Consider the following 25529-nt stretch of genomic DNA (forward strand, 5'->3'; position numbering starts at 1 on the left):
TTGAAGATGAATATGGAAGCTAAGAGTAATAAAAATACCACCGGCTCTTTTGAGGTTTACGTAGATAAAAGTGGGCCGCTAAAGCAAGACTTTAAATCGTTTGACGTGAAAGAGGGAGGTGTTGAGTTTTTTGTTCAAGAGGGACGCGGCGGGCCTATTGTGCCTAGAAGGCAGCTGGGGTTTGGTTTGTTGGGAAAAAATCTCACTGGGAGATATGAAGTTAAAGACCTCGAAAAAGTTGAGTATGCTGAATGGTCGGACATGTCTGACTATCGGTATAAGGCTAAATCGGGCTGGATCGAGATCGAGTTGACGGAGTCGCCGTCACGTATCTTTGGAAGGTTTGATATGGTAGTGATTCAATATGAAGGCTCACCGCCAGGGGGAAGGCCTGAAGAGTTAAGTGTGTCGGGGACTTTTGATTTAGCTAATGGTTAGTGTTTGTTTTGGGGTATAAATGTAAAAGCTCCACGTGGCGTGGGTGTTGTATGAGTTGTTTGGAGTTTGTAAGTAGTGCTTTGTTGTTGTATCGGGCACTTGTTGAGCTGCCTGATACAACACTTGTGTGAAAAAATCTTTATCACAATACATTGGTATGTCCCCCAGCCCCACCACTCAATCCCACCTTCCAACATGAAGCTTTCATGACAAAAGTTCGGTAGCACAACGCCATTCCGGTCATGCCTATGTAACGCGCTTGAGGGGGCCGCGAGGCCACTTTTCCAGCCGAGGGCGGGAAGCCGGGAGTGAGGCAATGGGGACTATGGAACGCTACTCGAAAGTGGGCATGCAAGAACTCGATCAGCGCCTGTCGAAGATCGTCGAAGCCGCGCGCAAGAAGCCGGTTTCGGTCTATCGCTACGGCGCGCCGTGGGTCTGGATCGTGTCCCAGGATGACTGGCAGGGCGCCTTGAAAGAAGTGTCCAGCTACATCCCCCCGGGCCATTCACTGGTGTTGCTGCGTCCACAAATCGATGACCTGCTCGAAGAGCACCGCGACATCCTGCATGGCCTCAACGCCGAGCCCGGCATGCTCATCGCCCCGCAAACGGTCATGCACATCCTGCTGCTGCAGTTGCTCTATTCGGTGCCCAGCGAGCAGCAACTCTACGAACAGCTCAATTACAACCTGCTGTTCCGCTGGTTCGTCGGCCTGGACCTGAACCAGAAGGTCTGGAGCTTCAACGTATTGAGCCGCGACATCGCCACGCTGCTGAACAACCCGCGGGCGGTGCAGTTGATCCAGAAAATCATTGGCGAAGTGTTCTGCGGTGCCTTGCTGCAAATGCCCGAGTTCTCCTTGAACTTCGCGCTGTTGCACACCTGGCTGGGCAAACACGCCGCGACGTCGACAACAAGCAATTGAGTGGGCCGAACGCTGGGCAAACAGCGACGGTCATTTCGAATTCAGGGGGTGGTGTGGAGCATCTTTTCAAGTCACGGCTGGTGCTGTGGGGCTGGCTGCTGGTGGCGGCCGGTGGGCAGCCGGTATTCGCCGAAGATACCGAAACCGCTGCACCGACAAAGTTGGTCGATGTGAACGAATACTTCGTGCGCGGTAACACCGTGCTCGACGCCCGGGCGATCGAAGAAGCGGTGTACCCGTTTCTCGGTCCGCAAAAGACCCTGAACGATATCGAAGGCGCCCGCGAAGCCTTGCAGAAGGTTTATCAGGCCCGAGGGTATCAGTCGGTATTCGTCGAGTTGCCGGAGCAGAAGGTCGAAGACGGCATCGTTTATCTGCAGGTCAGCGAAACCAAGGTCGGTCGGGTGCGAGTGGTCGGTGCCAAACACTATTCGCCGGTGGATATTCGCGAAGACGTGCCGGCCCTGAAGGAAGGCGAAGTGCCGGACTTCAGCAAGGTCCAGGGCGAACTGGCGCAACTCAACAAGACCCCGGGCCGGCAGGTGATGCCGCTGGTGCGTGAAGGGCAGCGCCCCGGCACCATGGACGTGGACTTGCAGGTCGAGGATCAGAATCCGTGGCAGGCCAGCGTCGGGCTGAACAACGATTACAGCGCCGACACCGAGAAACTGCGCGCCGTCACTAGCCTGGGTTACAACAACCTGTGGCAACTGGGTCACAGCATTTCGCTGACCTATTTCACCGCGCCCCAGGACACCGACAACGCCAAGGTCTGGTCCGGTTCCTACACCGCGCCGTTGAGCGAGCGCTGGAGCCTGCAACTGTCCGGTTATCAATCCGACAGCAACGTCGCGACCATCGGTGGCAGCAACGTGTTGGGCAAGGGGCATTCCTATGGGATTTCGGCGATTTACACGCTGCCGTCCAGCGGCAACTGGTCCAACTCGTTCTCGGCCGGCATCGACTTCAAGGACTTCGACGAGCGCCTGACCCTGGCCGGTGAAAGCGACAAAGTGCCGCTGCAGTACGCTCCGTTCACCTTCGCCTATAACGGCTTTCGCTACACCGAAAACTCCCAATTGGGCCTTGGCCTGAGCCTGGTGGCTGGCACTCGCAGCCTGTTCGGTTATGGCAGCTCCGACGAAGACTTCGACTACAAACGCTACCGCGCCAGCCCCAGTTTTGCCGTGCTCAAGGGCGACACCAGCTACACCTTCACCTTCGGCAACGACTGGCAGACCGCGACCAAAGCCGCGTTCCAACTGGCGTCCGGGCCGTTGGTTTCCAACGAGCAATTCTCCGCCGGTGGCGCGACCTCGGTGCGCGGTTATCTGGCCGCCGAGCGCACCGGTGACGACGGTTACCTGTTGTCCCAGGAGCTGCGTACGCCGTCCCTCGCCAAGTACCTGGGCACTTACGTCCAGGAATGGCGCTTCTACGCCTTCGCCGAAGGCGCCCAGTTGTACCTGCGTGACGAGCTCCCCGATCAGGATGCCGATTACGCCCTGGCCAGTGTCGGCCTGGGCACCCGCGCGAGCTTGAGCAAATGGCTGTCCGGCAGCGTGGATTGGGGCTACCCGCTGCTCGAAGGGCCGAACACCTCGAAACAGGAATCGCGCCTGCACTTCAACCTGCAAGCGACGTTCTGAACCTACGGAGTAATTTTTCATGCAGCGCTTATTCATCGCTTTCCTGATCTGCCTGGGCTTCGTGCTCCCGGCCACCGCCCAGGCCTGGTGGCAGGATGACTGGCATTACCGCAAGCAGATTTCGGTGGACACCACGCCCCAGGGCGCGGCGATCAACCAGACACTGGGTCGCACCGCGCTGCTGGTGCGCCTGCACACCGGCAACTTCACCTTCGATGGGGTTAAGGAGGACGGTTCGGACCTGCGCTTCGTCGCCGCCGATGACAAGACCGTGTTCAACCACCAGATCGAAAGCTTTGATCCGCTGATGGGCATGGCGCTGATCTGGGTCGATGTGCCCGTTATTACGGGCGGCCAGCGGCAGGACATCTGGATGTATTACGGCAACCAGAAAGCCCCGGCCACCGGCAACGGTCAGTTGACCTTCGACCCGAATTTCACCGCGCTCTATCACTTCGACGGCGCCAACGGTACACCGCCCAAGGACACCACGGCCTACGGCAACACCGCGCAAAGCGCTACCGGCGCGAGCATCGACGGCGTGATGGGGCGGGCCTTGCAGTTCAGTGGCCAGCCATTGCTGCTGCCGGCCAGCCCATCACTGCAACACAACGCCGGCAGTGCGTTTACCTTCAGCGCCTGGTTGCGTCTGGATCAAGCCAACGGTGAACAGTTGGTGCTGGCAAGACGGGAAGGGACGAACAGTCTGTTGCTGGGCCTGAGCCAGGGCATGCCGTTCGTGGAGATCGATGGCCAACGCGCCGTGTCCAGCCAACCGTTGAACCCCGGTCAATGGCAGCACCTGGCGCTGACCGCCGAAGGCAGCAAGGTCTCGCTGTACGTCAACGGCCGTGAAACCGCGAGTCTTGCGGTCGCGATGCCGGCATTCAATTCAGTCATGGCCATCGGTGCCGATCTGCCGAGCGAAACCGCAGGCACTTATCAGCCCTTCAGCGGTGCCATCGATGAGCTGCGTTTGTCCAAGGTCGTCCGGCCTGCCGCGCAGTTGCTGGCAGACGCCAACTCCCAGGGCGCCGAGTCGAAATTGCTGGCTTACGGCGTCGATGAAGAACAGTCGGGTTACGGCTTCGGCAGCCTCGGTTTCCTGCTCAACGCCGTGCCAATGGACGCCTGGGTGATCATCGCGGTGCTGGTGCTGATGATGTTCCAGTCGTGGGTCATCATGATCCGCAAGAACCGCATGGTCAGCCGCCTCAGCGCCGCCAACGAAGCATTCCGCGAGCAGTTCGCCAAGGTCGGTACTCGCCTGGAGATGTTCGCCGACGATCAGGACCTCGCCCAACGTTTGCAGCACTCGTCCTTGTGGCGTTTGTATCAGGTAGCGGTCAAGGAAATCCGCACCCGCCGCGAGCAGGGCGCCGACACCTCGTCGGTCTCGGCCGCGACCATCGAAGCGATTCGCTGCTCCATGGATGGCGTGCGCACCCGCGAGAATCAGGCGCTCAGTTCAAAACTCTCGACCCTGTCCAACGCCATCGCCGGCGGCCCGTACATCGGCCTGCTCGGCACGGTGTTGGGGATCATGGTGGTGTTCCTCGGCACGGCCATGGCCGGCGACGTCAACATCAACGCCATCGCCCCGGGCATGGCCGCCGCCTTGCTGGCCACCGCCATGGGCCTGTTCGTCGCGATCCCGGCGCTGTTTGGCTACAACCGGCTGATCACCCGCAACAAGGAAGTCAGCGCCGACATGCGGGTATTCGTCGATGAGTTCATCACCCGTCTGGCGGAGATGCACGGCGAAAGCCAGTCCAGTGAAGCGGCCCATCGCCGCGGCAATCACACCCACGCATCCGTACCGGCCTGAGGAGCACTGACATGGCTAGCGTCAATACCTCCCACGACGATGACGATGATGCCGCGGTGGACAGCATCAACATCACGCCCCTGGTGGACGTGCTGATGGTGGTGCTGGTGATGTTCATCCTCACCGCCACCGCCCAGGTTTCGGGCATCCAGATCAATCTGCCCAAGGCCAGCGCCTCGGTGTCGCTGTCCGAAGCCAAGACCAAGGCGATCTCGGTCAATGACGGCGGCCAGGTGTTCCTCGATGCCTACCCGGTGACTTTGGCGGAGCTCGAAGACCGCTTGCGCATCGAGAAGGCGCAGAACCCTGACTTCCCGGTGATCGTGCGCGGCGACGCCACGGTGCAGTACCAAAAAGTCATCGAGGTGCTGGACCTGTTGCGCCGGCTGGAACTGTCCCAGGTCGGTCTCGTCACCGGCAAACCGACCCAGGGCTGACCATGACCGCACAACTCCCCATCCGCCCGTCGCCCGTCAAGCCGTCGCCCCTGCGCTTTGTGAAGTGGGGCGCCGGGTTACTGATCTCCGGCGTGGCCGCGTGGTTTCTCTGGCAGTGGGCCAACGACATGAGTGGCGTGCGCCGCGAAGCCCCGAAGGTGCCGACGATTATTCCGTTGCCGCCACCGCCACCTCCGCCGCCGGAAAAACCGCCGGAGCCGCAAACCCCCGAGGAAGAAAAAATCGTCGAGCCTGAACCGACGCCGGAACCTGCGGAGGTCAAGCCTGAAGAAGAGGCGCCGCCATCGCCCGCCGATGACCTGGCCAACCCGATGCAAATGGACGGCGACGCCCAGTCCGGCAGCGATGCCTTCAACGTCGGCGCCGGCAAGGGCGGCGGCATGGCCGGTGCCGGAGGCGGACGCCTGGGCAATGGCACGTACAGCCAGTTTTTGGCGTTCACCTTCCAGTGCTTGCTGCGGGAAAACCCGGACCTGCGCAACCTGGCCTTTTCGCTGCAGACCGACGTCTGGCTGAGCAGCGTGGGCGAGATCACCCGGGTCGAGCTGGTGAAGTCCAGCGGCAACCCGGAGGTCGACGCCCAGGTGCTCGCCGCGTTGCGCGGTGCACCGCATTTAACCGAACGGCCACCGGCCTCCATGACCTTGCCTGTGCGCTTGTCCCTGCAAGGGCGGCGTCCGGGCTAACCGAACATTTTCAGGTTTTGCCAAAAGGAGTTGTGTGCAGATGATTTCCAACGTGAATCGATTGTCCCTGGCGGTCGGCATGGTCATTGCGACCCTGGTCGGGCACGCAGCGGCAGCCCCTGCGCCCTCGGAAAACGCCACGATCAATCTGATCCGCTTGCTGGTGCAGCAAGGTGTATTGAAGCAGGAACAGGCCGACGGCCTGATCGCGCAGGCGGAAAAAGAAGCGGTGCAGGCGCGTCAGGCCAGCACTGCGGTCGCTGCCGGCCCGGCCGCTGCACCGGGTGACGTGCGGGTGCAATATGTGCCGGCCGCGGTGCGCGATCAGATCCGCGACCAGGTCAAGGCCGAGGTCATGGCCACCGCCAAACAGGAAAACTGGGCTCAGCCCAATACCTTCCCGGACTGGGTCTCGCGCATCAGCTTCGACGGCGACATTCGTCTGCGAGATGAATCGCGCTACTACTCGGGCACCAACAGCAACGAAATCGTCGACTTCGCCAAGCTCAACAACAACGGCCCGTACGACGTGAACCCCAACAGCAGCACCAACCTGCCGCCGTTGCTCAACACCCGTGAAGACCGCGAAAACCTGTTCCGCCTGCGGGCGCGCCTGGGCATGAAAGCGCTGATTTCACCCGAATGGACCGCCGGCATTCGCATCGGCACCGGTTCGGACAACAACCCGGTATCCACCACCCAAACCCTCGGCGGTGGCTTTGGCAAAAAAGACATCTGGCTCGATCAGGGTTACCTGACCTGGAAGCCGTCCGATCAGTTGACCCTGACCGGCGGGCGAATCGCCAATCCGTTCTTCTCCACCGACATGCTCTATTCTACCGACCTGAACTTCGACGGCGTGGCGGCGATCTTCGACCACAAGCTCAACCGCGATTGGGGCCTGTTCGGCACCGTCGGCGCGTTCCCGGTGGAGTACACCAACGACACCAGCAGCAGCAACGGTTTCGACAAGGAAGAGAGCGACAACAAATGGCTGTACGGCGCGCAGATCGGCGCCAATTGGGCGATCAATTCCAGTAACCGCTTGAAAGGCGCGTTGGCCTATTACCGTTTCGACGACATCGAAGGCCAGCGCTCCAGCCCTTGCGAACCCTGGGCCGGCGCACCGGGCTGCGACACCGACGGCAGCCGCTCGGCGTTCATGCAGAAGGGCAACAGTGTGTTCCTGCTGCGCGACATCACGCCGAACCCGCTGAGCCCGGCCACCACGCCGCAACCGCAATTCGTCGGCCTGGCCTCGGAGTTCAACCTGCTGGACCTCAACGTCGTGTGGGACACCGACCTGCCGGAAGACTTCAAGCTGCGTAGCCAAGCCAATTACGTGCACAACCTCGGTTACGACGAAGGCGAGATGCGCAAACGCTCGGCCGGGCAGATCGTCAACAACCTCAACAGCGATGGCGAGGTGCAAAGCGGCGCCAATGCCTGGATGGTCCAGTTCACCCTCGGCAACTCGCTGGACTTGAAGAAGCAGGGCGACTGGAATTTCTTCGCCGGCTACAAGTACATCCAGCCGGACGCCTTGCCGGACGGTTTCAACGACTCGTCGTTCCATCTCGGCGGCACCAATGCCAAGGGCTATTTCCTCGGCGGCAACTACGGCCTGGCCAAGAACGTCTTCGCCACCGGTCGCTGGTTGAGTTCCGAAGCGGTGTACGGCGCGCCGTTCGATATCGACGTCTTGCAGCTTGAAATCAACACGCGCTTCTAAGGCGCAGGGAGAGCGTCATGAACACAAAAATCCTGCTGTTTGCCCTGGGGTTGCTGCTGACTCAAGGGGCGAGCGCCGAAGGCATGGAGGAACGCTTGCGCACCCAACTGCGCAGCACCACCCAGCAGTTGCAGGCTCTGCAAAGCCAGCAGGCTCAGGCCAGCGCCGCGCAAGTGGCGGCCGAGAGCCAGGCCAAGGCCGCGCAGGCGCAAATCAAGCAACTGACGGCGGAATTGGCCAAGGTCAAAGGCGTGGCCGAACAACTGGCCGGCCAGCATGACAGCCTGCAACACCAGGCCCAGGCGCAAGCAGCGGCCAGCAGCGAGCAAGTCAGCAAGTTCAAGAAGGCTTATGAAGAACTGTTGGTGATGGCCCGGGGCAAAGAAGCCGAACGCGCCCGGCTCGAGACGCAACTGGCTGAACGTGACACACAAATGCAGCAATGTTCAGTCAAGAATCAACAGATGTACGGCGTGGCCAAGGAGATCCTCGCGGCCTACGAAAAGATCGACGTCGCCGAGGTGATGAAGATCCGCCAACCGTTCGCAGGCGCAGCCAGGGTCAAGTTCGAAGAACTGGCCCAGGGTTTTGGCGACGAACTCTACAAGACGCAATTCGACGCGCCCCAGGCCGCGATCGCTCATTGAATGACAGGGAAGACTTTCACATGACTCAATTGATCAGCCACGTATCGCCACATTCCCTCACCGACGTGCTGCAAGCCGCCGGTTACCGGGTCAACCAGACCGAACAGAACGGCATCGTGCAGTTGCTCAGCGCTAGCCAGGGCATCGGCTACGCGGTGCGTTTCGGCAATCCGGCGGCCGAGCAGGGCAGCTACGTCGACTTCACCTTCAGCTGCGCCTTGCGGGTGCAGGGCGAGTTGCCGGCCGGGTTGGCGGAGCTGTGGAACGCATCGCGACGCTTTGCCCGGTTGTCGGTGCAGGGCGAGTTCCTGGTGATGGAGATGGACGTGGTGGTTGCCGCCGGGGTGAGCGGCGATCACCTGCGCGGCAACCTTGAACTGTGGGATCGCTTGCTTCAGGAGTTCATCGTTTATCTGCGCGAATACAGCCAGAACGCGGCGCAGTTGCAGGCCCAGACTGAAACCGCCGAGGCCCCTGCGCAAGAGGTGCCAGCCCTGTGAAAAAACGGACGGTAGTGGCCGGCGCTGGCGCGGTGGCCGTGTTGGTGATCGCCGTTGCGTTGGGACTGCGTCCGGGTAATGACCCGGTCGCGGCGCAGCAGCCGGCGCCATTGGTAGCGAGTGAGCCTGCGGTCGCGCGATTGGGCAATCAGCAGGTGTCACCCGACGAACTCAAAACGCTGCTCGCCACCTTGCCAGCGGAGTCGCGCGAACAACTGCGGGCCAATCGTGGGGCGCTGGAAAGCTGGATTCGCTCGCGCCTGGCCGAAAAAGCCGTGCTCGAACAGGCCGACGCCCAGGGCTGGCGTCAGCGCCCGGAGGTCGAACGGCAAACCCGCGCCGCCGCCGAGCAGATCGTCTTTCGCGACTACTTGCAGTCGGTCAGTCAGGTGCCGGCCGACTACCCCAGTGCCACCGAACTGCAGCAGGCGTATGAGGCCGGCAAGGCGGGTTGGGTAACGCCGCCGATGTATCGGGTCAGCCAGATTTTCCTGGGTGTGGCCGATCCACAGACACTCGAAAGCGTGCGCAAGCAAGCGCTCGAACTGAGCAAAAAAGCCCAGGCCGCACCGACGGAGTTTGCGGCGTTGGCGAGTCAGTATTCGCAGGACCGCGCCAGCGCCGAACGGGGTGGCGACACCGGGCTGCAGCCGTTGCAGCAATTGGTGCCGGAAGTTCGCGGCGCGGTGGCGCGACTCAAGGTCGGCGCGGTGTCGGAGCCGGTGCAGAGCGCGGCGGGTTTTCATGTAATCAAACTCACCGAGCAGCAACCGGCGCGCACCGCGACGTTGGAAGAACTGCGCGAACGCCTGACGCAGGCCTTGCGTGCCCAGCGTCAGGAGCAGATCGCCAAGGCTTATCTGGAAGGCATGCTCAATACGGCGACGTTGAGTATTGATGGGGCGGTGTTGAATCAGGTTCTGGAGGAGAAGCAATAAAGTGGAGCGTTTGGCCCATCCCCCCTGTGGGAGCGAGCCTGCTCGCGATGACGGTTTGACCTTCAACATTTACAGCGCCTGATTCACCGCCATCGCGAGCAGGCTCGCTCCCACAGGGGGATCACAGAACATTCATAGCTGCGCAATAAACCCAACAAAGATCGACAGGGAGTCATCGATGTCATTCATAGAACCCACAGGACGTCAGGGTGTTGTCGAATACCGATCGCCGCAGGGGCCATCCGAATCCTGGCTGGCACGGGCCGCCGGGATTGATACCGAGGTCACGCAATACTTTCTGGTCAGCGCCCGTTGCGGCTGCTTCATGCAGGCCGCGCGCAGCCTCAATGTGCGGGCGACCCTGCTGCGCAAGCACCTGGCGCAGCTGGAAGATCAGCTGCAACGTTCTCTATTCAAATTCCAGGGCAGCGCGCTGACCTTGAGTCGTGACGGGCAGCAGTTGCAGGCGCAGTTGATTGCGCTGGTGCACGAGCGCAAGTTGCCGGTGATCGAACAGCCGTTGATTCGCCTGGCCGTGGCCGAGTCGATCCTGCACGACATCCTCGGACGCGACTTGGTCTCGCTGCTGCGGCGCAACGCCAGTGTGCGCCTGGACATTATTTCCCTGGACAGCGAACTGGCCCTGCGAGCGATCAGTGCCGATGTGGTGGTGTGGCTGGCAGGCACCGATTCGCCGTTGCCAGGCCCCAGTTTTGCCATCAGCGAGCCCCAGCGTCTGGCGCGGCTGGACTATCTGCCGCACATCGCCAAACGCTATTCACGGGTCGCGGCGCGGCCGGACAGCCTGGGTGACTTGGCCGATTTCATGCTGGTGCAATGGCAGCACGATCGCCACGTCACCGCTTTTGGGCCGTGGAACAGTCTGGTGGAGCAGCGTCTGGCGGGCGTGGTGCAGTTGCATTCCTATGAGCTGATGCTGGAGATGATCCGCTGCAGCGCCTGCATCGGTTTATTGCCGCACTACATGAGCCAATTCGACCGGGGGCTGGTGGCGTTACCCGGGCTCTTCAAGCAACCGATGCAGCGCCAGGTGTGGATGGCGGTCAATGCCGAGTCCCGGAATGAGACCGAGGTGCAGGGGATCGTCGAACTGATCCACAACACCTTCAGCGAGCGACGGGAGTGGTTCGAAAGTTAGCGATGATTCCCTGTGGGAGCGGGCTTGCCCGCGAAGGGGCCATCACAGTCGACATCAATGTCGACTGTACAGGTCGCCTTTCACGAGCAAGCCCGTCCCCCATGCCCTCCGTGGAACGTGGGAACGATCAATTTCTTTGGCTATCCGCCTGGATATCGGCCGGTGTGGTGGTGAAGGCAGGCGGCGCGGCATGACTGTGCACGGTCTGAGCACCAACACCACAACTTGCGAAAAGCGCCATCAGGCTGAATCCTGCAATGCGAAGCAAACCTTTCATAGAAATTTCCTCATTTTCCGAAAGTGACATTCAGCCCGGCCAGTAACGTCGTTTCTCAAGTCGAACGTTCAAGTGGCGGTGCACACTCGATGGGTACGTTTTTTACTCTAGCAGGTGGTTGTCACGTCAACGGTCTAGCCATGCCGCTCTTTTATCGAGCTGACCCCTTGGCTTTTTTCAGCGGAAGAAAGTAGGCGGCCCATCCGATTGCCATCAACGCCAGGTTGGCGCCATCGCGCAACAGCAAGCTGCCCGCAGCACGCCGTACTTCTTTTGAGCTGACGCGGCCGCGGGCGATGTCGAGGCGGGCAAAACTGTGTATGTGACGAATGACATCGAACGTCATGAGCCCCGATGCTGCGAGGAAATAGAAAATCCGCTGCCAATAGGGTATGCCCAGCGACCGCGCCAGGTCCGTGGTGACGTGCTGGTGCGCCACTTCTTCAGCGCAATGCCATCGCCACAGGCGGGTCTGTGGTGACTCCTTGACCGAGAGCAAGCCGTTTCTGCGCAAGGCGGCAGCGGACATGACGGCCGTCACGTGCTCGAACGCGGCAGCCAATGCCAATTGCGCATTGAGCGACAATTTCGACTGAAGAGCCTCGAGATCTTTTTCGATCATGTGCTCGAACTTCTTGACTTCAAACCCCTGGGTTTCCAGTTGCTGGTTGTACAGCCTGTGCGCTCGCTGGTGGGCCCGTTCCTCTGCCACGAAGCGGCGCGAATGTTCGGCAAGCGCCGACGTTTGTTGTAATCGCAAAGCGGATGACTCCACCACCGAAATCACGAATTGCTCACCGGCAGGAAGCAGTACCGAACAGGCATCGAACAGATAGGTCTTGATCGATGTGTCGTTCCAGAATGGCTTGGAGTTAGTGGCCTCGGCAGTCTTTGCGCGCCGCGGTTCGATAGGTGCGTCTGTCATGGCTTACTTCCAGAGTCGGGGACCGAATCGCATCCAGGTCGCAAAGAAGGTGGGTAGGTCCGTTACGCCGCCGGGCTTGCTTTCGGCTAGAACCTCCGATTGAGCGTACGCATGGAACCAGCGGGTCGCCGGCGCGTGGTGGTGAATGCGGTGCAGCGAGCGATTCAGGATGAGCCAGGACAGAGGCCTTGGCAGGTATAAATCCGTCGTGATGTCAGCGGGTGCGCGGCGCGAGCCTTGAGCCGAGATCGGCACGCCATAGTGCTCGGCCTGCGTCAGCCAGAAATCCATCCAGGCAAACAGGCAATACGGGACCAGATAGGCGCACACGACTTGTCGAGGCACCTCATAGATGCCTAACGCCAGCAATGCAACGAAAACGACGATCAAGGCATTGTTCCAGTGCCAGCGCCAGACTGCGCGCGGGGGTGTGTAGCGTCGGGAGATAATATTGGTGGTGACGGTAACCCATAGTTGCTCCGCTGCACCCAGCAGGCTGATCAGGCGTGTCCGCCATGTCTGTTCGTACATCAGCCCTTCGGGATCATCGGCCTGGCAGGTTTTGCGGTGGTGTTCGAGGTGAAAGTAGCGATAGCCCACGAAGTTGGCGGCGAAAATGGCAGCCGCGAACACACCCACTGCATCATTGAGACGCGTGCCAACGAGGAACTGTCGATGCACACCCTGATGCTTGATCTCCTGAACACCAATCATCAGGATCGCCTGGAGCACTATCAGCGGAACCAGCGGAACAACGACCAGCCATCCGAGCCCCTCATGCGCAGCCAGCCAGGCGATCGCGCTCGTATTCAAGATGCACAGGGCCATGAACAGATAGCTGGGTAGGTTGGAGCGCGAGCCGGCATCGACGTGCTGCGCTTTTGTCAGAGAGGCGTTCACAAGCACACGGAACACAGTTTTTTCATGCGCTGCAGCCAGGGCAGCGGAACTCTTTTCCATATGAAGGAAAGGCCGGAGAGTGGCACCTTACCTACGATTAGCACGCCGACATTCAGCGAAGGCTCATGCGGGAAATAGTTGTCGTTGATGGCGACGATCTTGCGAAAGCCTTTTTTGAAGTAAAACCGCAGTTGCGGATCCAGTGGCAGGCCCTTGCGTTCACCTCGCACATACTGCGCTACTGGAAGATCAGGATTCTGCGAGGCCCAATGACGAAGCCCCGGGACCGGCGAGCCAAGATAGATGTCTGACCATCCTGCCTTCAGCGCATGGGGCCAGAAGAACTCGAAAATCGCTTGCACCGCTTTCGGATCAACACTGCTCAGGCTGATGCCAAACAACACACCGGTTTTTGCGGACTCCTCGCCGTCCTGTTTTCTTGCACAGTCTGCCCATGTCGGGCACTTGCGTATGGTGTCGTGCCGGGTAGGTTTCATGAACAACGACGCCAGCGCAGTCCCCGTGCGAGTGCAAAAAGCGCCGATGCTCAATGCAGGGAAAGAGGCGATCCGTGACGCCAGCATGGAGGCCTCGGCGCGCTGATCGCTTTCCCACTTCCTTTGCTCAAGTTCAAGCACCGAGGGAATGTCAGCTGGCGATAGAAATCGAACGTTGATCTCAACGTCGTTAGAGGGGCAGTAAGCCCCCCCTTCATTTCTGCCAGCGTAACGATCAGGGACCTTTGCAATCCCGTTTTTCAAGGCGGCTTCCATCTCGGTAACAGGCAACATTACGTATTCGGCTCACAGATTGAAGGGGCGAGAAATCAATCCGCGTTACTGTATTGCGCTTGTGTGAACGTCTGATGATGGGGCCGCAATGACTGACCCCTCGCCACAGGTGTGTACACCTTCAATTGTTATCGCCACGCAAAGGGCGTGCGGTTTAGAGTGACCGGTCACACACCGATCAAGGACGAACACCGCCATGCCCGACCACGACCCCGCCATTCACCTCGAACGCTTTAGCGAACACCACATCGAGGGCATCACCGCGCTCTACAACGACCCCGCCGTGGCCCGGCAGGTGCTGCAAATGCCGTTTCAGTCCACCGAGGTCTGGCGCCAACGCCTGATGGCGGACAACGAGCGGGCGGTGAAATTGGTGGCGCTGCACCAGGGATCGGTCATCGGCAACATTGGTCTGGAGCAGTTTTCGCGAATCCGCCGCAGCCACGCCGGCAGCTTCGGCATGGGTGTCGCCGTGGCGTGGCAGGGCAAGGGCGTCGGTTCGAAACTGCTGGCGGCGGCACTGGACGTCGCTGACAACTGGATGAACCTGCAACGGGTCGAACTAACGGTGTACGCCGACAACGAAGCGGCCATCGGCCTGTACCAGAAATTCGGTTTCGAGACCGAAGGCCTGTTTCGCGATTACGCGGTGCGTGACGGTCGACTGGTCGATACCCTGAGCATGGCGCGCCTGCGTCGCCGGTAAGTCAAAATAATTGAGCGACGAACACCCTGTAGGAGCGAGGCTTGCCCGCGAAGAATGCACCGCGGTTTTTCAGGCATTACGCGTCATCGTTCTTCGCGGGCAAGCCTCGCTCCTACAGTCAGTCACCCAAAGCAAACGCCACCGCCGCCTGCGCATGCAGTTCGGTGGTGTCGAGCAAGGGCAGGGCGCTGTGCTCGGGTTTGATCAGCAGGCCGATTTCGGTACAACCGAGGATGATCGCCTGGGCGCCACGCTCGGTCAGCGATTCGATTACGCGTTGATAGACCTGGCGTGACGCCTCGCTGATCACCCCGACGCACAACTCGTCATAGATGATCCGGTGCACGGCCAGACGTTCATCAGCCTCCGGTACCAGCACCGTCAGGCCCTTGGCCGTCAGACGTGCCTTGAGAAAGTCTTGCTCCATGGTGAACGCCGTGCCCAGCAAACCCACCCGCAGAGCGCCGGCGTCCAGTGCCGCCTGACCGGCCGGGTCGGCAATGTGCAGGAACGGAATATCGATCGCTGCCTGAATCTGCCCGGCCACCTTGTGCATGGTATTGGTACACAGCACCACGCACTCGGCGCCACCTGCTTCCAGACGCTGGGCCGCATCCACCAGAATCGCCGCCGCGTCGTCCCAGCGCCCGGCATGCTGGGCCTGTTCGACCGGGCCGAAGTCGACGCTGTACATCAACAGTTTCGCCGAACGCAACGGCCCGAGACGGTCGCGTACCTGCTGGTTGATGAGACGGTAATACTCGGCGCTGGACTCCCAGCTCATGCCGCCGATAAGGCCGATGGTGCGCATTGGATTTCCTCAGGCTATGGCCTGTGTTGATAGGCCAGGCCTGAAAGGAGTTTCCATTCGTTCGATAGCGGACACCAGCGATAAATCAACTGTAATGCTCATGTTTCGGTGAAGTGTCATGGTGCATTTTCAGGCAAGGGGACGACATGATTGCAGCCGGCAGCCAAGGTTCGCGCATAAAGGGGCGAGTTGATGCCCTGAATCAAACCGCCGCTGATCAGCGAAGGAGAGAGAATACTCAGGGCTTTGCCGAGCGTGCGCGACAGTATGGTGTTCATTGAGTCAATACCTGATCTGCAGGGGCGTAGGAAAAACTGGAATTCCCACCGTCACTGGCGGCCGGCGTCAGCCGTATGATCGGTACAACGATTTTCGGGTTGGTTGAGTTGTAAAAGTCCCGTTGGTTGTATTGCGCTTCGGTGAGTCCGGCGTTGGTACCGCCGTAAATATAGAAAAACGCCATGATCGGGAACTTGTTGGGGTCGCGAAAACTCCAGGTCTTGATCAGAATTTCGTTATGTTCGTTGTACCCCGTCACCCCCGCAATGCCTCTGGCGCGTATGGATTGATAGAAGGCCGGGCCTGCTAATGCATTGCGGTCATCCGACACGTCGAACCCGCATTGGCGCTGGTTGGGATTTCCGCCAGGAATCCTCCAGACGGCGAGCCATTGTTCTGCACTGGTTACCCCAGCGTTATGGCAGATCTGACTTTGAACCGGATAAGTGGGGTGGGCGACGCAGACGGCATCGGCATTACGGGTCCAGGTCCATGCGTCATAAGGATAGGCGCACAGGTAATCCAGATCATACTTGTCTGTAGGCGCTTCGAAGATCGGATACAGGACGTAGCCGTTACCGTGACCCCAGGCGAGTCGGCCAAAATTGGCATCCGCCCGCAGATAGGAAAAAGAAACCCCGCCACTTTTTACTGAGAGTGGGCTGGGGTCCCAGACTTTATAAATGTTGGCGGGGTCTTTTACCGTGACTCTGAGGGTCACGCCCGAGCACAGGAATGCGGGCTGTGAGTCCGAGTTGTTGCAGTTGCTGAATTTTCGATTGTACAGCGTGTTCAACTGGGTGGCGATGGCGGGGCCATTCAGCGTTTGGACACCGTTGACGCTGACGACTTCAGGAGGCTGGGTCGCTATCTGCGAGCAACCCACCAGCAACGCGATTAATAGAGAACCGATTATTTTTTGCATGACATATCCCTTGTCCATTCAGACACAACGTTGCTTGGGCACTTTGAGGCATTGAAACGGTTACGCAATCAGCCTCAGGTACCACGAAAAGATAATCGGCTCGCCAGCGCCTGTTTTTCTCAGAGTGAAATTGAACATCACGGTTTTCCCCCTGTTTTCATCCAGCCAGGCCCGTGGCACGGGGTGATCGGTATAGGAGGGGTTGGTGATGGTGACTTCCGGACCGTAATGTGTGTTGACGCCGAAAAAAGCCATGCGCACCGAGTATTGACCGACCAATGAGGGGTAGGGTGTTCTGAGATTGCTCTTGTCGCCGTTGAGGGTAGGTTCTGCGAGGCGCAGACTTTGCGGGGTGACGGTGATGTTCAGATCCCTGGAGGGAAGGTCTTGGGTGGTATTGGGCAGCCTGACGGTGTACCAGATTTCTGCCCCGCTACCGATGCAGTCGACCACCTCCAGTCGAGGCACTGAAAATCTCAGCGTCTGCCCGGCGAAGGATACCGTCTGGATCTCGCTGCCATAGGTGCTGTTGCGCCCCAGCCAATACACTTTCACCGTTTGTCCTGGGGCAGAACCGGTGAAGGTGAGCTCGACCGTGGCGAACTTGGCGTCATAAAAGTCCCGTTCAAAATTCAATCGAGTACCGCTGAGTTCCAAGGCTTCCAGCACTTTGGGCGGTTTGAGATCCAGTACCGGTTTTTGGATGTGCACATCGATGTAAGTGGTTTTCGACCAGATTGCGAGTGGGCCTGAGTCGTTGCCGATCTGGTCTCTCACTCGAAAGCGCATGGCAAATCGGGGGTTATCACCTTTCTGAAACGCATCGGCGAACAGCTTCAGCACCACGATACGGGCCGTGGCCTGGGCTGCCGTGACGGTGTGCGGCACTTCGTGTCCGTCACAATCGAGGATGATGACGTCGTGCTCGCGCATGTAGTTGTAGCGCAGCTCGACCTCTACTCCTTGCGCGGCGCGAGCAGCATCCACTCCATTGGCGATGACATCTGCCGGAAGCGTCATCAGCAGGTAGGGGTTGTCTCCCGGACCTGTGACGTCGCCGCCAGGGCGGGGGAAATTGAAGAGAACGACTCGCGGCTGCGAAGTTTCCATGTTCCCGCTTGTTCGTTTCACCCGCAAGCGCAGCCGGTTGATGCCGTTGCGCAGTAAGCCGCCCGGCATCTCCATATCCAGCACTGTGTCTTTCACTGTAATGGGTTTGGAGGTGACAGGTACGTCTGACTCGTTGAGCAGCACAGATACTGTTTCACCGTTGTCTTGCCCTAACCAAGGGAGAACCTTCAGGGACAGCAGGCCGGTACTGATGATTCTGATCGGGATGCCTCCTTCTGGATTCTCTGGGTGTTTGACCGGTACCACCCAGTCCGGAATCAGCACTTTATCGATTTCAAAAGGCGCGTTATCAACAATCACGCTGCTCATCCCGCTTACCGGATTCGCAAGAGGAGTAACCGGTGGCGTCAATCCGTAAACGATCATTTTCTTGATGGTCACATAATTGGTTACCCCGCATTTGTTGCGATCGTCCCCGCTGTTCATGATGTGCGCTCCTGACTGTACGGATTGAATGTTTTACTCCCGCGTTGGGCAGTTTTATCAAACACCCCGGATATGGATGTTGGCTACTGTCAGATCTGACAGGTGGCCCCCTGAAAAGCAGGTAAAACACGACCATTCGTCGCGTTCATCCGCCGAGGCTCTGTAGCCGTTCGCACCTTTGCCGTACGCGAGCTGTCGGCATCTGCCATGATCGACATTCGCAGCATCGCTTCAACCAAAGGGAACACCGCAATGGATGACGTACAGCAATTGGGCGAGATGCTTCGCCACTACGCAGATAGCGAAGCGCACAAGAAGCAACTGTTTGAGTCGCAATCGGCCGTGTGGGCGACGCGCATTGGTGAGTTGTTCGATCAGATCCAGCAATGGCTGGCACCGGTCCTGACTCCGAACCTGTTGGAAGTGAGCCGCGAGGCGTATGTCGCGTCCGGGCCGAGTGTGCCGGCGGAGACGTCGACGTTCAAGACCGAGAAGCTGAGCATTGTGATTGCCGGCAAACCGGTGGAGTTCGTGCCGGACGTGATGGGCGCAGGCGGTCAGATTTCCCTTGCCGTGATGGGATTGACCGCCGCGCGCTATGGCAGCATTTCGCTGGTGTGCCTGCCGCCCTCCAGTAATTGGCAATGGCGCAAGACCAATGGCTTGAAAGACCCGGACACCTTTGCCTTCGATGCGAACTTCCTGGCGCAGCAACTGCAAAGCCTGATTCCCCGCGAGCGCGGCTGACTTTTTGTGACCAACACATGATCGTTCCCACGCTCTGCGTGGGAATGCCTCAAGGGACGCTCCGCGTTCCAATGGGACGCAGAGCGTCCCGGGCTGCATTCCCACGCAGAGCGTGGGAACGATCATCAGTGGATGGGGTGTGTATCAAATTTCGAGGTTGCCCCAACCCGGCTTCGCTTCCTCCGGCGCCACCGCTTTCACGGTCTTACCCGTCGCCAATTCCACCCGCCGCGCCACCTCGGGATCATCGGCGAACGGAATCAGGCTGGCATCGTCCAGGCTCTGGGCCGTCTGGTGTTTCAGGCAGTATTCGACCGCCAGCCAAAGCCCCAGAACACCCAATAGATTCAACGCCATCTCGATCATGTCAGGCTCCTTGCCTCAGGCAATCTGCGCTTCAAGTTCGGCCATTTTCACGTCCGCCACACGCACCGTGCGCCAGGTGTTGTAGGCCATCAGCAACATGCCGCTGAGGAAGAACATCCCGCCGACAAAGCGCACCACGAACCCCGGATGACTGGCCTGCAAGGCTTCAACGAAAGAGTAGGTCAGCGTGCCGTCGTCGTTGATCGCGCGCCACATCAAGCCCTGGGTGATGCCATTGACCCACATCGAGGCGATGTACAGCACGGTGCCGATAGTCGCCAGCCAGAAGTGCGCGTTGATCAGGCCGATGCTGTGCATCTGCGGGCGACCGAAGACTTTCGGGACCATGTGGTAGACGGCGCCGAAGGTGATCATCGCCACCCAGCCCAAGGCCCCGGCGTGAACGTGGCCGATGGTCCAGTCGGTGTAGTGGGAGAGGGCGTTGACCGTCTTGATCGCCATCATCGGCCCTTCAAAGGTCGACATGCCGTAGAAGGCCAGGGACAGCACCAGAAAGCGCAGGATCGGGTCGGTGCGCAACTTATGCCAGGCGCCCGACAACGTCATCATCCCATTGATCATCCCGCCCCAACTCGGCGCCAACAGGATCAGCGACATCGCCATGCCCAGCGACTGCGCCCAGTCCGGTAGTGCGGTGTAGTGCAAGTGGTGCGGGCCGGCCCAGATGTACAGGGTGATCAGCGCCCAGAAATGCACGATCGACAAGCGATAGGAATACACCGGCCGACCGACCTGTTTCGGCACGAAGTAATACATCATCCCGAGGAAGCCGGTGGTCAGGAAGAACCCCACCGCGTTGTGCCCGTACCACCACTGCACCATAGCGTCGGTGGCCCCGGAATACACCGGATACGACTTGAACCAGTCCACCGGAATCGACAGGTGATTGACCACGTGCAGCATGGCGATCACCACAATGAACGCGCCGAAAAACCAGTTGCCGACGTAGATGTGCCTGGTCTTGCGTTGCACCACGGTGGTGAAGAACACGATGGCGTAAGCGACCCAGACCACCGTCATCCACACCGCGCCGGAGAATTCGATCTCGGCGTATTCCTTGGTGGTGGTGTAGCCCAGCGGCAGGGTGATCAGCATGACCACGATCACCGATTGCCAGCCCCAGAAGGTGAACGCGGCGAGCTTGTCGGAGTACAGCCGCACCTGGCAGGTGCGCTGCACCGCATAGTAACTGGCGGCGAATTGCGCGCTGCCGGCAAAGCCGAAAATCACCAGGCTGGTGTGCAACGGGCGCAAGCGGCCGAAGGTGGTCCACGGCAGGTCGAGGTTCATCTCGGGCCATACCAGTTGCGAGGCGATCCACACCCCCATCGCCATCCCGACGACGCCCCAGACGATGGTTGCCACGACGAATTGGCGAACGACCTTGTAGTTATAGGCCTGTCCGATTGTTGCTGTGCTCATGGTCAATTCTTCCACGGTTGCAAAGACTTGCCAGGCCACCCGGTCTGGCATGCCATGAACTGTAGAAACCCTGCCGCAAACAAAACAGACTCAGAAAAACCGAGTTTGTGCGGATCAGATCAGATGCGAGCCTGCGGCCATAGGGCGCACCCTGATACGGTTTTTTAGTGTTTAGCTGAATCTGTAACGTGCTGCGCTGCTGCTTCATAGTTGCACCCCAAGAGCGAACCGCAGAGTTCGATACACCGCAATTCCTGTGGGAGCCCCTGTGGCGAGGGGGCTTGCCCCCGTTTGAGTGCGTAGCACTCGCAAGATCTCTGGTGCATCAGAGATTTTGGGGCTGCTTCGCAACCCAACGGGGGCAAGCCCCCTCACCACAAGCCGCTCCCACAGGTTCTGTGCAAAATTCCTGATGAGGTGGCAGCCACATGTATCAATACGATGACTATGACCGGGCCCTGGTGTTCGAGCGTGTTGCGCAGTTTCGCGATCAGGTCGAACGTTTCATGGCCGGGGAGTTGAGCGAAGAAGAGTTCCTGCCCCTGCGCCTGCAGAACGGCCTGTACATGCAAAAGCATGCCTACATGCTGCGCGTGGCAATTCCTTACGGCACCCTGAGCGCCAAGCAAATGCGCATTCTGGCGAGCATTGCGCGGGACTACGATCGTGGCTACGGCCACTTCACCACCCGGCAGAACATGCAGTTCAACTGGATCGAACTGGCCCAGGTGCCGGACATTCTCGAACGTCTGGCCCAAGTCGAAATGCACGCGATCCAGACTTCCGGCAACTGCGTGCGCAACATCACCACCGAAGCCTTCGCCGGCGTCGCGGCGGACGAGTTGATGGACCCGCGCCCGCTGGCAGAAATCCTGCGGCAATGGTCGACCATCAACCCGGAATTCCTGTTCCTGCCGCGCAAGTTCAAGATCGCCATCTGCTCGGCCAGGCAGGACCGCGCGGCGATCATGATGCATGACATCGGCCTCTATCTTTACCGCGATGACAGCGGGCAAATGCTGTTGCGGGTGATCGTGGGTGGCGGCTTGGGGCGCACGCCGATCCTCGGTTTGCAGATTCGCGAAGGCTTGCCGTGGCAGCACCTGCTGTCCTATGTCGAGGCGGTGCTGCGGGTCTATAACCGCCACGGGCGGCGCGATAACAAGTACAAGGCGCGGATCAAGATTCTGGTCAAGGCGCTGGGTATCGAAGCGTTCGCCAAGGAAGTGGAGGAGGAATGGCAGCACCTCAAGGACGGTCCGGCACAGTTGACCGATGTCGAGTACGAGCGTGTCGCCAGTGCCTTTGTGCCCCCCGATTACCGTTCACTGGCCGGCACCGACCTGGATTTCGGCACGCGTCTGGCCGAGAACCCGGCATTCGCCCGTTGGGTGACGCGCAACGTTCAGCCGCACAAGGTGCCGGGTTACGCCAGCGTGGTGCTGTCGACTAAACCGGGCATCGCCGCGCCGCCGGGGGATGTCACGGCCGAGCAGATGGAGGCAGTGGCCCAGTGGTCCGAGCGGTTTGGTTTCGGCGAAATCCGCATCGCCCATGAACAGAACATCGTCCTGCCGGACGTGCCCAAGGCCGACCTCTACCCACTGTGGTACCTGGCCTGCGAACAAGGCCTGGGATGCGCCAACATCGGCTTGCTGACCGACATTATTGCTTGTCCTGGCGGCGACTTTTGCGCGTTGGCCAACGCCAAATCCATCCCCGTCGCACAAGCGATTCAGGCGCGATTCGAGGACCTGGATTACCTGCATGACCTGGGCGACATCAGTCTGAATATCTCCGGTTGCATGAACGCCTGCGGCCACCACCACATCGGCAACATCGGCATTCTTGGCGTCGATAAGAACGGCAGCGAGTGGTACCAGATCACCCTTGGCGGCGCCCAGGGCAAGAGCAGCGCGTTGGGCAAAGTCATCGGCCCGTCCTTCAGCGCCGTCGAAGTGCCCGCGGTGATCGAGCGAATCATCGCTACATTTGTCCGCTACCGCGAGAGCGAGGAACTGTTCGTCGATACCTTGGCGCGCATTGGTCTGGAGCCGTTCAAGGAGCGGGTGTACCCGAAAATGCTGGAGGTGTCGGCATGAACAATCTGCTGCGTTTGCAAGAGGGCGGCGCCGAGTGGGTACGCGACGACCCGTGGCAGTTGATCCGTGAAACAACGGGTGAGTTACCGGCCGGACCGCTGATACTGCCGTTACCCCAGTGGCTGGCACTTAATGCCGACACCACAACTGCGCTCGAAGGCGTCTGGCTGGGGCCCAACGACGAAGTGACAAATCTGACCCCGTGGTTTCCCGACCTGCCGCTGATTGCCCTGGACTTTCCGAGTTTTCGCGACGGACGCGCCTACAGTCAGGCCTATCTGTTGCGCACGCGTTTCGGTTGGCAAGGCGAATTGCGCGCGATTGGTGATGTACTGCGCGATCAACTCAGCCACATGCGTCAATGCGGTTTCGACAGCTTTGCCGTGCGCGAAGACAAATCCGCCGAAGATGCGCTTAAGGGATTGGCAGGGATGAGCGTGTTGTACGGGCGCTCGGTGATCGAACCGCGGCCGTTGTTCCGGCGGCGCGGCCTACCGAACCCGTAGGAGCGAGGCTTGCCCGCGAAGAATGCACCGCGGTTTTTCAGGTATTACGCGTCATCGTTCTTCGCGGGCAAGCCTCGCTCCTACAGGGATCTCTCTTGTCTGGGTATTTTTGCTTGGGCCAATGATGGCATTTTGGTACAGTCCGCGCCTCATAAGGAGTCAGCAAAGAAAGGAGTCTGGTTTGAGCGCGGGCAAGAAGATTTTAGGGCTGATAGCGTTGCTGCTGATGGCAGCCCTGTGGGGCAGTTACTTTTATGTGTTCAAAGAGAACCGTAACGGCCAGCTCGGGGAGACATTCAGCAGCTACGCCTGGTGCGGCACGCCGCCGGCCAGCGATGCCACCGGCTCGGATAAGGACCGACTGTCGCTGTACATCACCAACAACGTTCACGGCGAGTTCATGCTCTCGGGTGCGGTGGTCGTCTCCGAGCGAACCTTTGATCGCTACGACCTTGGCCGTAATGAACTGCGGCTGCGCATGGAGCCCATGCAGTGGTCCTACGGCATTGCGCCGATTCTCATGGATCAGGTCAAGATCAAACCCCTGAGCCGCAACCTGTCTTCGACCAACAAAAGTGCCTATGCGGAACTTGAGTCCAGACCTATCGGGGTCCAGGGGCGGTCGACGGACTTTCCGTTCGACACCTATCGCTACGGCTACAAACCGGTGCTGTATTACCTCAAGGGCAACGAGCGCATAGACCTGCGCTTCAAGAACGTCACCACCAGCATGGAGATGTCGAACACCTTCACGCCGATCCAGAAGTACAACCGCGTGGAATACATCAACGAGAAAAACTCGTTGATTCGCGAGGAAGACTACAAGCCCTACGGCGCCAACGAGTGCGCGTTCAGCGTCGAGCGCAAGGGCTCGTTCAAGGTGATTGTGCTGCTGTTGCTGCTGGTGATGTGCCTGCCGCTGCTGCACGTGTTTTATCGCGATGAGCCGGGCATCGATTTTCTCGCGACGCTGGTGAGTATTGGTGCGATCCGGGTGTTTCTGGTGGGGCCGTTGAACGACTTCCAGCTGTACAGCATCGACTTCCTGTTCGCCGCGGTGATTATCCTGGTGGGCACGGTGTCGCTGATCAAGGCGATGCGCGCCAATAGTCGGCGGGAATTGGCGGCGAAAAGCGGATCTTCGTGGTGATTGACCAGGTTTTTTTCAGATGAAGTTTTGTGTTGCTTGAGCTGATGTCTTCGCGGGCAAGCCTCGCTCCTACAAGGGTTTTGGTTCATGCAACCCGGACTTGTAGGAGCGAGGCTTGCCCGCGAAGAGGCCTTTGAACATTGCCGCGATCACCCAGCAATAGATGAATATTGTGCTTTTTGATAACAAAGTGCCGGGCATTGGCTATACCTGTAATTCCCGTATTCAATATTGTTGCCCGGCTTTCTGACAGGAGTTACAGCATGAAGCTTGCGTTACTGATGAGCACACTGTGCATCGCCTCGATCGGGGTGGTGGGTTGCTCGAGCAAAGTCGTCGAGCCGGACCAGTATTCCGGTTTTCTCAAGAACTACAGTCAGCTCAAAGAAGCCAAGTCGCCATCGGGCGCAGTGGTAATGCGCTGGATGGACCCCAAGCTCGATATCAACAAATTCACCAGTGTCTACATCGAACCGACTCAGCTCTATCCCAAACCGCAACCGACGGCGAAAATCCCTCAGACCACACTGAACGGCATCACCAGTTACTACGATCAGGCGCTTAAACGCGAAATAGGCAGATCCCTGCCACTGGCCAGTGGTCCCGGCCCTGGCGTGATGGTGGTGCGTGCGGCGATCACCTCTGTTACCAGCAAGACCGAAAGCCTCCAGCCTTATGAAGTGATCCCGATCGCCCTGGTAGCGGCGGCAGTCAGTACAGCCAGCGGCATTCGCGACCAGGAAACCAATCTGGCCACCGAAGCGGTGTTTCTCGATGGTGGCAACAACAAAGTCGTGGCCCAAGTAGTGCGCAAGGGCATTGGCAAACCGCTGGAAAACTCAGATCAGGTGATGAAGGCCGGTGACGTGAAAAACGTGATCGATGGCTGGGCGTCGGATATGCATCAGTCGTATCTGAAGCTCAAGTCCACGTCCAAATAATGCGGCGGGGCTGACAATCCCGATACCCCGCGTAGGAGCTGCCGAAGGCTGCGATCTTTTGATCTTGCTCTTCGGCAACTTCAAAAAAGAAAAATCAAAAGATCGCAGGCTTCGGCAGCTCCTACGGTGTATCAGGTGTA

Annotated in this window: 27 protein-coding genes; 17 read left to right on the plus strand and 10 right to left on the minus strand. The window is 59.3% G+C overall.

Going from position 1 to position 25529, the window contains the following annotated elements:
* Window positions 1-6 precede the first annotated feature (6 nt).
* The 11 genes from PMI18_RS0129585 (at window position 7) to PMI18_RS14020 (ending at window position 10963) form a co-directional block, all read left to right on the plus strand.
* Window positions 7-438 carry a hypothetical protein gene (locus PMI18_RS0129585; protein WP_157221680.1) on the plus strand — a complete coding sequence of 144 codons (432 nt, stop codon included), beginning with the start codon at window positions 7-9 and terminating at the stop codon, window positions 436-438.
* 316 nt (window positions 439-754) lie between these two features.
* On the plus strand, window positions 755-1366 hold the full coding sequence (locus tag PMI18_RS14065) for a transposase (protein ID WP_007901236.1): 612 nt from the start codon (window positions 755-757) through the stop codon (window positions 1364-1366).
* Window positions 1367-1419: 53 nt separating this feature from the next.
* Entirely contained in the window at window positions 1420-3015 is a 1596-nt protein-coding gene (locus PMI18_RS14060) for a ShlB/FhaC/HecB family hemolysin secretion/activation protein (protein ID WP_007901238.1), read from the plus strand.
* A 19-nt stretch (window positions 3016-3034) separates the two neighbouring features.
* The gene (locus PMI18_RS14055) at window positions 3035-4843 is read left to right on the plus strand and encodes a DUF2341 domain-containing protein (RefSeq protein ID WP_007901240.1); all 1809 of its coding nucleotides are present in this window, start codon (window positions 3035-3037) and stop codon (window positions 4841-4843) included.
* Between the two features lie 11 nt (window positions 4844-4854).
* Window positions 4855-5280, plus strand: a complete 426-nt coding sequence (locus tag PMI18_RS14050; RefSeq protein ID WP_007901242.1) for an ExbD/TolR family protein — start codon at window positions 4855-4857, stop codon at window positions 5278-5280.
* 2 nt (window positions 5281-5282) lie between these two features.
* Window positions 5283-5987 carry an energy transducer TonB family protein gene (locus PMI18_RS14045; protein ID WP_007901243.1) on the plus strand — a complete coding sequence of 235 codons (705 nt, stop codon included), beginning with the start codon at window positions 5283-5285 and terminating at the stop codon, window positions 5985-5987.
* 40 nt (window positions 5988-6027) lie between these two features.
* Window positions 6028-7719, plus strand: a complete 1692-nt coding sequence (locus PMI18_RS14040) for a putative porin (protein ID WP_007901244.1) — start codon at window positions 6028-6030, stop codon at window positions 7717-7719.
* 17 nt (window positions 7720-7736) lie between these two features.
* A complete protein-coding gene (locus PMI18_RS14035; protein ID WP_007901245.1) occupies window positions 7737-8366 on the plus strand; it encodes a hypothetical protein in 630 nt (209 codons plus the stop codon).
* Between the two features lie 20 nt (window positions 8367-8386).
* Window positions 8387-8866, plus strand: coding sequence for a YbjN domain-containing protein (locus PMI18_RS14030; RefSeq protein ID WP_007901247.1), 480 nt, complete (start codon window positions 8387-8389; stop codon window positions 8864-8866).
* A complete protein-coding gene (locus PMI18_RS14025; RefSeq protein WP_007901249.1) occupies window positions 8863-9804 on the plus strand; it encodes a peptidylprolyl isomerase in 942 nt (313 codons plus the stop codon). Before PMI18_RS14030 ends, PMI18_RS14025 begins: the two co-directional genes overlap by 4 nt.
* Window positions 9805-9982: 178 nt before the next feature.
* Window positions 9983-10963 (plus strand): LysR family transcriptional regulator, encoded by a 981-nt coding sequence (locus PMI18_RS14020; RefSeq protein WP_007901250.1) that lies wholly within the window; start codon window positions 9983-9985, stop codon window positions 10961-10963.
* 127 nt (window positions 10964-11090) lie between these two features.
* Here the strand turns inward: PMI18_RS14020 and PMI18_RS31240 are convergent, their stop codons facing one another.
* From PMI18_RS31240 to PMI18_RS14005, 4 genes are all read right to left on the minus strand, one after another.
* Complete coding sequence (locus PMI18_RS31240) at window positions 11091-11240, minus strand: hypothetical protein (RefSeq protein WP_007901251.1); 150 nt, start codon at window positions 11238-11240, stop codon at window positions 11091-11093.
* A 151-nt stretch (window positions 11241-11391) separates the two neighbouring features.
* Complete coding sequence (locus PMI18_RS14015; RefSeq protein ID WP_007901252.1) at window positions 11392-12165, minus strand: metal-dependent hydrolase; 774 nt, start codon at window positions 12163-12165, stop codon at window positions 11392-11394.
* Between the two features lie 3 nt (window positions 12166-12168).
* Window positions 12169-13125, minus strand: coding sequence for a fatty acid desaturase (locus PMI18_RS14010; RefSeq protein ID WP_238542610.1), 957 nt, complete (start codon window positions 13123-13125; stop codon window positions 12169-12171).
* A complete protein-coding gene (locus PMI18_RS14005) occupies window positions 13062-13856 on the minus strand; it encodes a hypothetical protein (RefSeq protein WP_238542611.1) in 795 nt (264 codons plus the stop codon). Before PMI18_RS14005 ends, PMI18_RS14010 begins: the two co-directional genes overlap by 64 nt.
* 196 nt (window positions 13857-14052) lie before the next feature.
* On the opposite strand from PMI18_RS14005, the gene PMI18_RS14000 reads away from it, so the two are divergent.
* Entirely contained in the window at window positions 14053-14562 is a 510-nt protein-coding gene (locus PMI18_RS14000) for a GNAT family N-acetyltransferase (RefSeq protein WP_007901255.1), read from the plus strand.
* A gap of 118 nt (window positions 14563-14680) precedes the next feature.
* Here PMI18_RS14000 and PMI18_RS13995 read toward each other — a convergent pair whose 3' ends face one another.
* The 4 genes from PMI18_RS13995 to PMI18_RS13985 form a co-directional block, all read right to left on the minus strand.
* A complete protein-coding gene (locus PMI18_RS13995; RefSeq protein ID WP_007901260.1) occupies window positions 14681-15373 on the minus strand; it encodes an aspartate/glutamate racemase family protein in 693 nt (230 codons plus the stop codon).
* Between the two features lie 116 nt (window positions 15374-15489).
* Complete coding sequence (locus PMI18_RS31100) at window positions 15490-15651, minus strand: hypothetical protein (protein ID WP_007901265.1); 162 nt, start codon at window positions 15649-15651, stop codon at window positions 15490-15492.
* Complete coding sequence (locus PMI18_RS13990; protein WP_007901268.1) at window positions 15648-16577, minus strand: hypothetical protein; 930 nt, start codon at window positions 16575-16577, stop codon at window positions 15648-15650. Before PMI18_RS13990 ends, PMI18_RS31100 begins: the two co-directional genes overlap by 4 nt.
* Window positions 16578-16637: 60 nt before the next feature.
* Window positions 16638-18134: a hypothetical protein gene (locus PMI18_RS13985; protein ID WP_007901269.1), complete on the minus strand. Its 1497-nt coding sequence runs from the start codon at window positions 18132-18134 to the stop codon at window positions 16638-16640.
* Window positions 18135-18386: 252 nt separating this feature from the next.
* On the opposite strand from PMI18_RS13985, the gene PMI18_RS13980 reads away from it, so the two are divergent.
* On the plus strand, window positions 18387-18881 hold the full coding sequence (locus PMI18_RS13980; protein ID WP_007901271.1) for a hypothetical protein: 495 nt from the start codon (window positions 18387-18389) through the stop codon (window positions 18879-18881).
* Between the two features lie 144 nt (window positions 18882-19025).
* Here the strand turns inward: PMI18_RS13980 and PMI18_RS13975 are convergent, their stop codons facing one another.
* Together PMI18_RS13975 and ccoN are read right to left on the minus strand one after the other, a co-directional pair.
* Window positions 19026-19247 (minus strand): hypothetical protein, encoded by a 222-nt coding sequence (locus PMI18_RS13975; protein WP_007901273.1) that lies wholly within the window; start codon window positions 19245-19247, stop codon window positions 19026-19028.
* Between the two features lie 15 nt (window positions 19248-19262).
* Window positions 19263-20690 (minus strand): cytochrome-c oxidase, cbb3-type subunit I, encoded by a 1428-nt coding sequence (ccoN, locus tag PMI18_RS13970; protein WP_007901276.1) that lies wholly within the window; start codon window positions 20688-20690, stop codon window positions 19263-19265.
* Window positions 20691-21118: 428 nt separating this feature from the next.
* Here ccoN and PMI18_RS13965 point away from each other — a divergent pair, with 428 nt between their 5' ends.
* The 4 genes from PMI18_RS13965 to PMI18_RS13950 all read left to right on the plus strand — a co-directional run bounded on the left by PMI18_RS13965 (window position 21119) and on the right by PMI18_RS13950 (window position 25389).
* Window positions 21119-22792: a nitrite/sulfite reductase gene (locus tag PMI18_RS13965; protein WP_007901278.1), complete on the plus strand. Its 1674-nt coding sequence runs from the start codon at window positions 21119-21121 to the stop codon at window positions 22790-22792.
* The gene (locus PMI18_RS13960; protein WP_007901280.1) at window positions 22789-23298 is read left to right on the plus strand and encodes a DUF934 domain-containing protein; all 510 of its coding nucleotides are present in this window, start codon (window positions 22789-22791) and stop codon (window positions 23296-23298) included. The genes PMI18_RS13965 and PMI18_RS13960 overlap by 4 nt, the downstream gene beginning before the upstream one ends.
* Before the next feature lie 181 nt (window positions 23299-23479).
* Complete coding sequence (locus PMI18_RS13955) at window positions 23480-24448, plus strand: hypothetical protein (protein ID WP_007901281.1); 969 nt, start codon at window positions 23480-23482, stop codon at window positions 24446-24448.
* Window positions 24449-24711: 263 nt separating this feature from the next.
* Window positions 24712-25389: a DUF3313 domain-containing protein gene (locus tag PMI18_RS13950; RefSeq protein WP_007901285.1), complete on the plus strand. Its 678-nt coding sequence runs from the start codon at window positions 24712-24714 to the stop codon at window positions 25387-25389.
* Window positions 25390-25529 lie beyond the last annotated feature (140 nt).

This window comes from Pseudomonas sp. GM102 (assembly GCF_000282555.1).
Classification (GTDB): domain Bacteria; phylum Pseudomonadota; class Gammaproteobacteria; order Pseudomonadales; family Pseudomonadaceae; genus Aquipseudomonas.

Bases quoted from the DNA above. Each gene is read 5' to 3' on its own strand.
- PMI18_RS13965 (WP_007901278.1), top strand. From the start codon at position 21,119: ATGTATCAATACGATGACTATGACCGGGCCCTGGTGTTCGAGCGTGTT.
- PMI18_RS0129585 (WP_157221680.1), top strand. From the start codon at position 7: ATGAATATGGAAGCTAAGAGTAATAAAAATACCACCGGCTCTTTTGAG.
- PMI18_RS14010 (WP_238542610.1), bottom strand. From the start codon at position 13,125: ATGGAAAAGAGTTCCGCTGCCCTGGCTGCAGCGCATGAAAAAACTGTG.
- PMI18_RS14045 (WP_007901243.1), top strand. From the start codon at position 5,283: ATGACCGCACAACTCCCCATCCGCCCGTCGCCCGTCAAGCCGTCGCCC.
- PMI18_RS13980 (WP_007901271.1), top strand. From the start codon at position 18,387: ATGGATGACGTACAGCAATTGGGCGAGATGCTTCGCCACTACGCAGAT.
- PMI18_RS14005 (WP_238542611.1), bottom strand. From the start codon at position 13,856: ATGTTGCCTGTTACCGAGATGGAAGCCGCCTTGAAAAACGGGATTGCA.
- PMI18_RS13975 (WP_007901273.1), bottom strand. From the start codon at position 19,247: ATGATCGAGATGGCGTTGAATCTATTGGGTGTTCTGGGGCTTTGGCTG.
- PMI18_RS14040 (WP_007901244.1), top strand. From the start codon at position 6,028: ATGATTTCCAACGTGAATCGATTGTCCCTGGCGGTCGGCATGGTCATT.
- PMI18_RS14035 (WP_007901245.1), top strand. From the start codon at position 7,737: ATGAACACAAAAATCCTGCTGTTTGCCCTGGGGTTGCTGCTGACTCAA.
- PMI18_RS13950 (WP_007901285.1), top strand. From the start codon at position 24,712: ATGAAGCTTGCGTTACTGATGAGCACACTGTGCATCGCCTCGATCGGG.
- PMI18_RS14055 (WP_007901240.1), top strand. From the start codon at position 3,035: ATGCAGCGCTTATTCATCGCTTTCCTGATCTGCCTGGGCTTCGTGCTC.
- PMI18_RS13985 (WP_007901269.1), bottom strand. From the start codon at position 18,134: ATGAACAGCGGGGACGATCGCAACAAATGCGGGGTAACCAATTATGTG.
- PMI18_RS31100 (WP_007901265.1), bottom strand. From the start codon at position 15,651: ATGAACACCATACTGTCGCGCACGCTCGGCAAAGCCCTGAGTATTCTC.
- PMI18_RS14000 (WP_007901255.1), top strand. From the start codon at position 14,053: ATGCCCGACCACGACCCCGCCATTCACCTCGAACGCTTTAGCGAACAC.
- PMI18_RS14020 (WP_007901250.1), top strand. From the start codon at position 9,983: ATGTCATTCATAGAACCCACAGGACGTCAGGGTGTTGTCGAATACCGA.
- PMI18_RS13960 (WP_007901280.1), top strand. From the start codon at position 22,789: ATGAACAATCTGCTGCGTTTGCAAGAGGGCGGCGCCGAGTGGGTACGC.
- PMI18_RS14030 (WP_007901247.1), top strand. From the start codon at position 8,387: ATGACTCAATTGATCAGCCACGTATCGCCACATTCCCTCACCGACGTG.
- PMI18_RS13990 (WP_007901268.1), bottom strand. From the start codon at position 16,577: ATGCAAAAAATAATCGGTTCTCTATTAATCGCGTTGCTGGTGGGTTGC.
- PMI18_RS31240 (WP_007901251.1), bottom strand. From the start codon at position 11,240: ATGAAAGGTTTGCTTCGCATTGCAGGATTCAGCCTGATGGCGCTTTTC.
- PMI18_RS14050 (WP_007901242.1), top strand. From the start codon at position 4,855: ATGGCTAGCGTCAATACCTCCCACGACGATGACGATGATGCCGCGGTG.
- PMI18_RS14065 (WP_007901236.1), top strand. From the start codon at position 755: ATGGGGACTATGGAACGCTACTCGAAAGTGGGCATGCAAGAACTCGAT.
- PMI18_RS13995 (WP_007901260.1), bottom strand. From the start codon at position 15,373: ATGCGCACCATCGGCCTTATCGGCGGCATGAGCTGGGAGTCCAGCGCC.
- PMI18_RS14015 (WP_007901252.1), bottom strand. From the start codon at position 12,165: ATGACAGACGCACCTATCGAACCGCGGCGCGCAAAGACTGCCGAGGCC.
- ccoN (WP_007901276.1), bottom strand. From the start codon at position 20,690: ATGAGCACAGCAACAATCGGACAGGCCTATAACTACAAGGTCGTTCGC.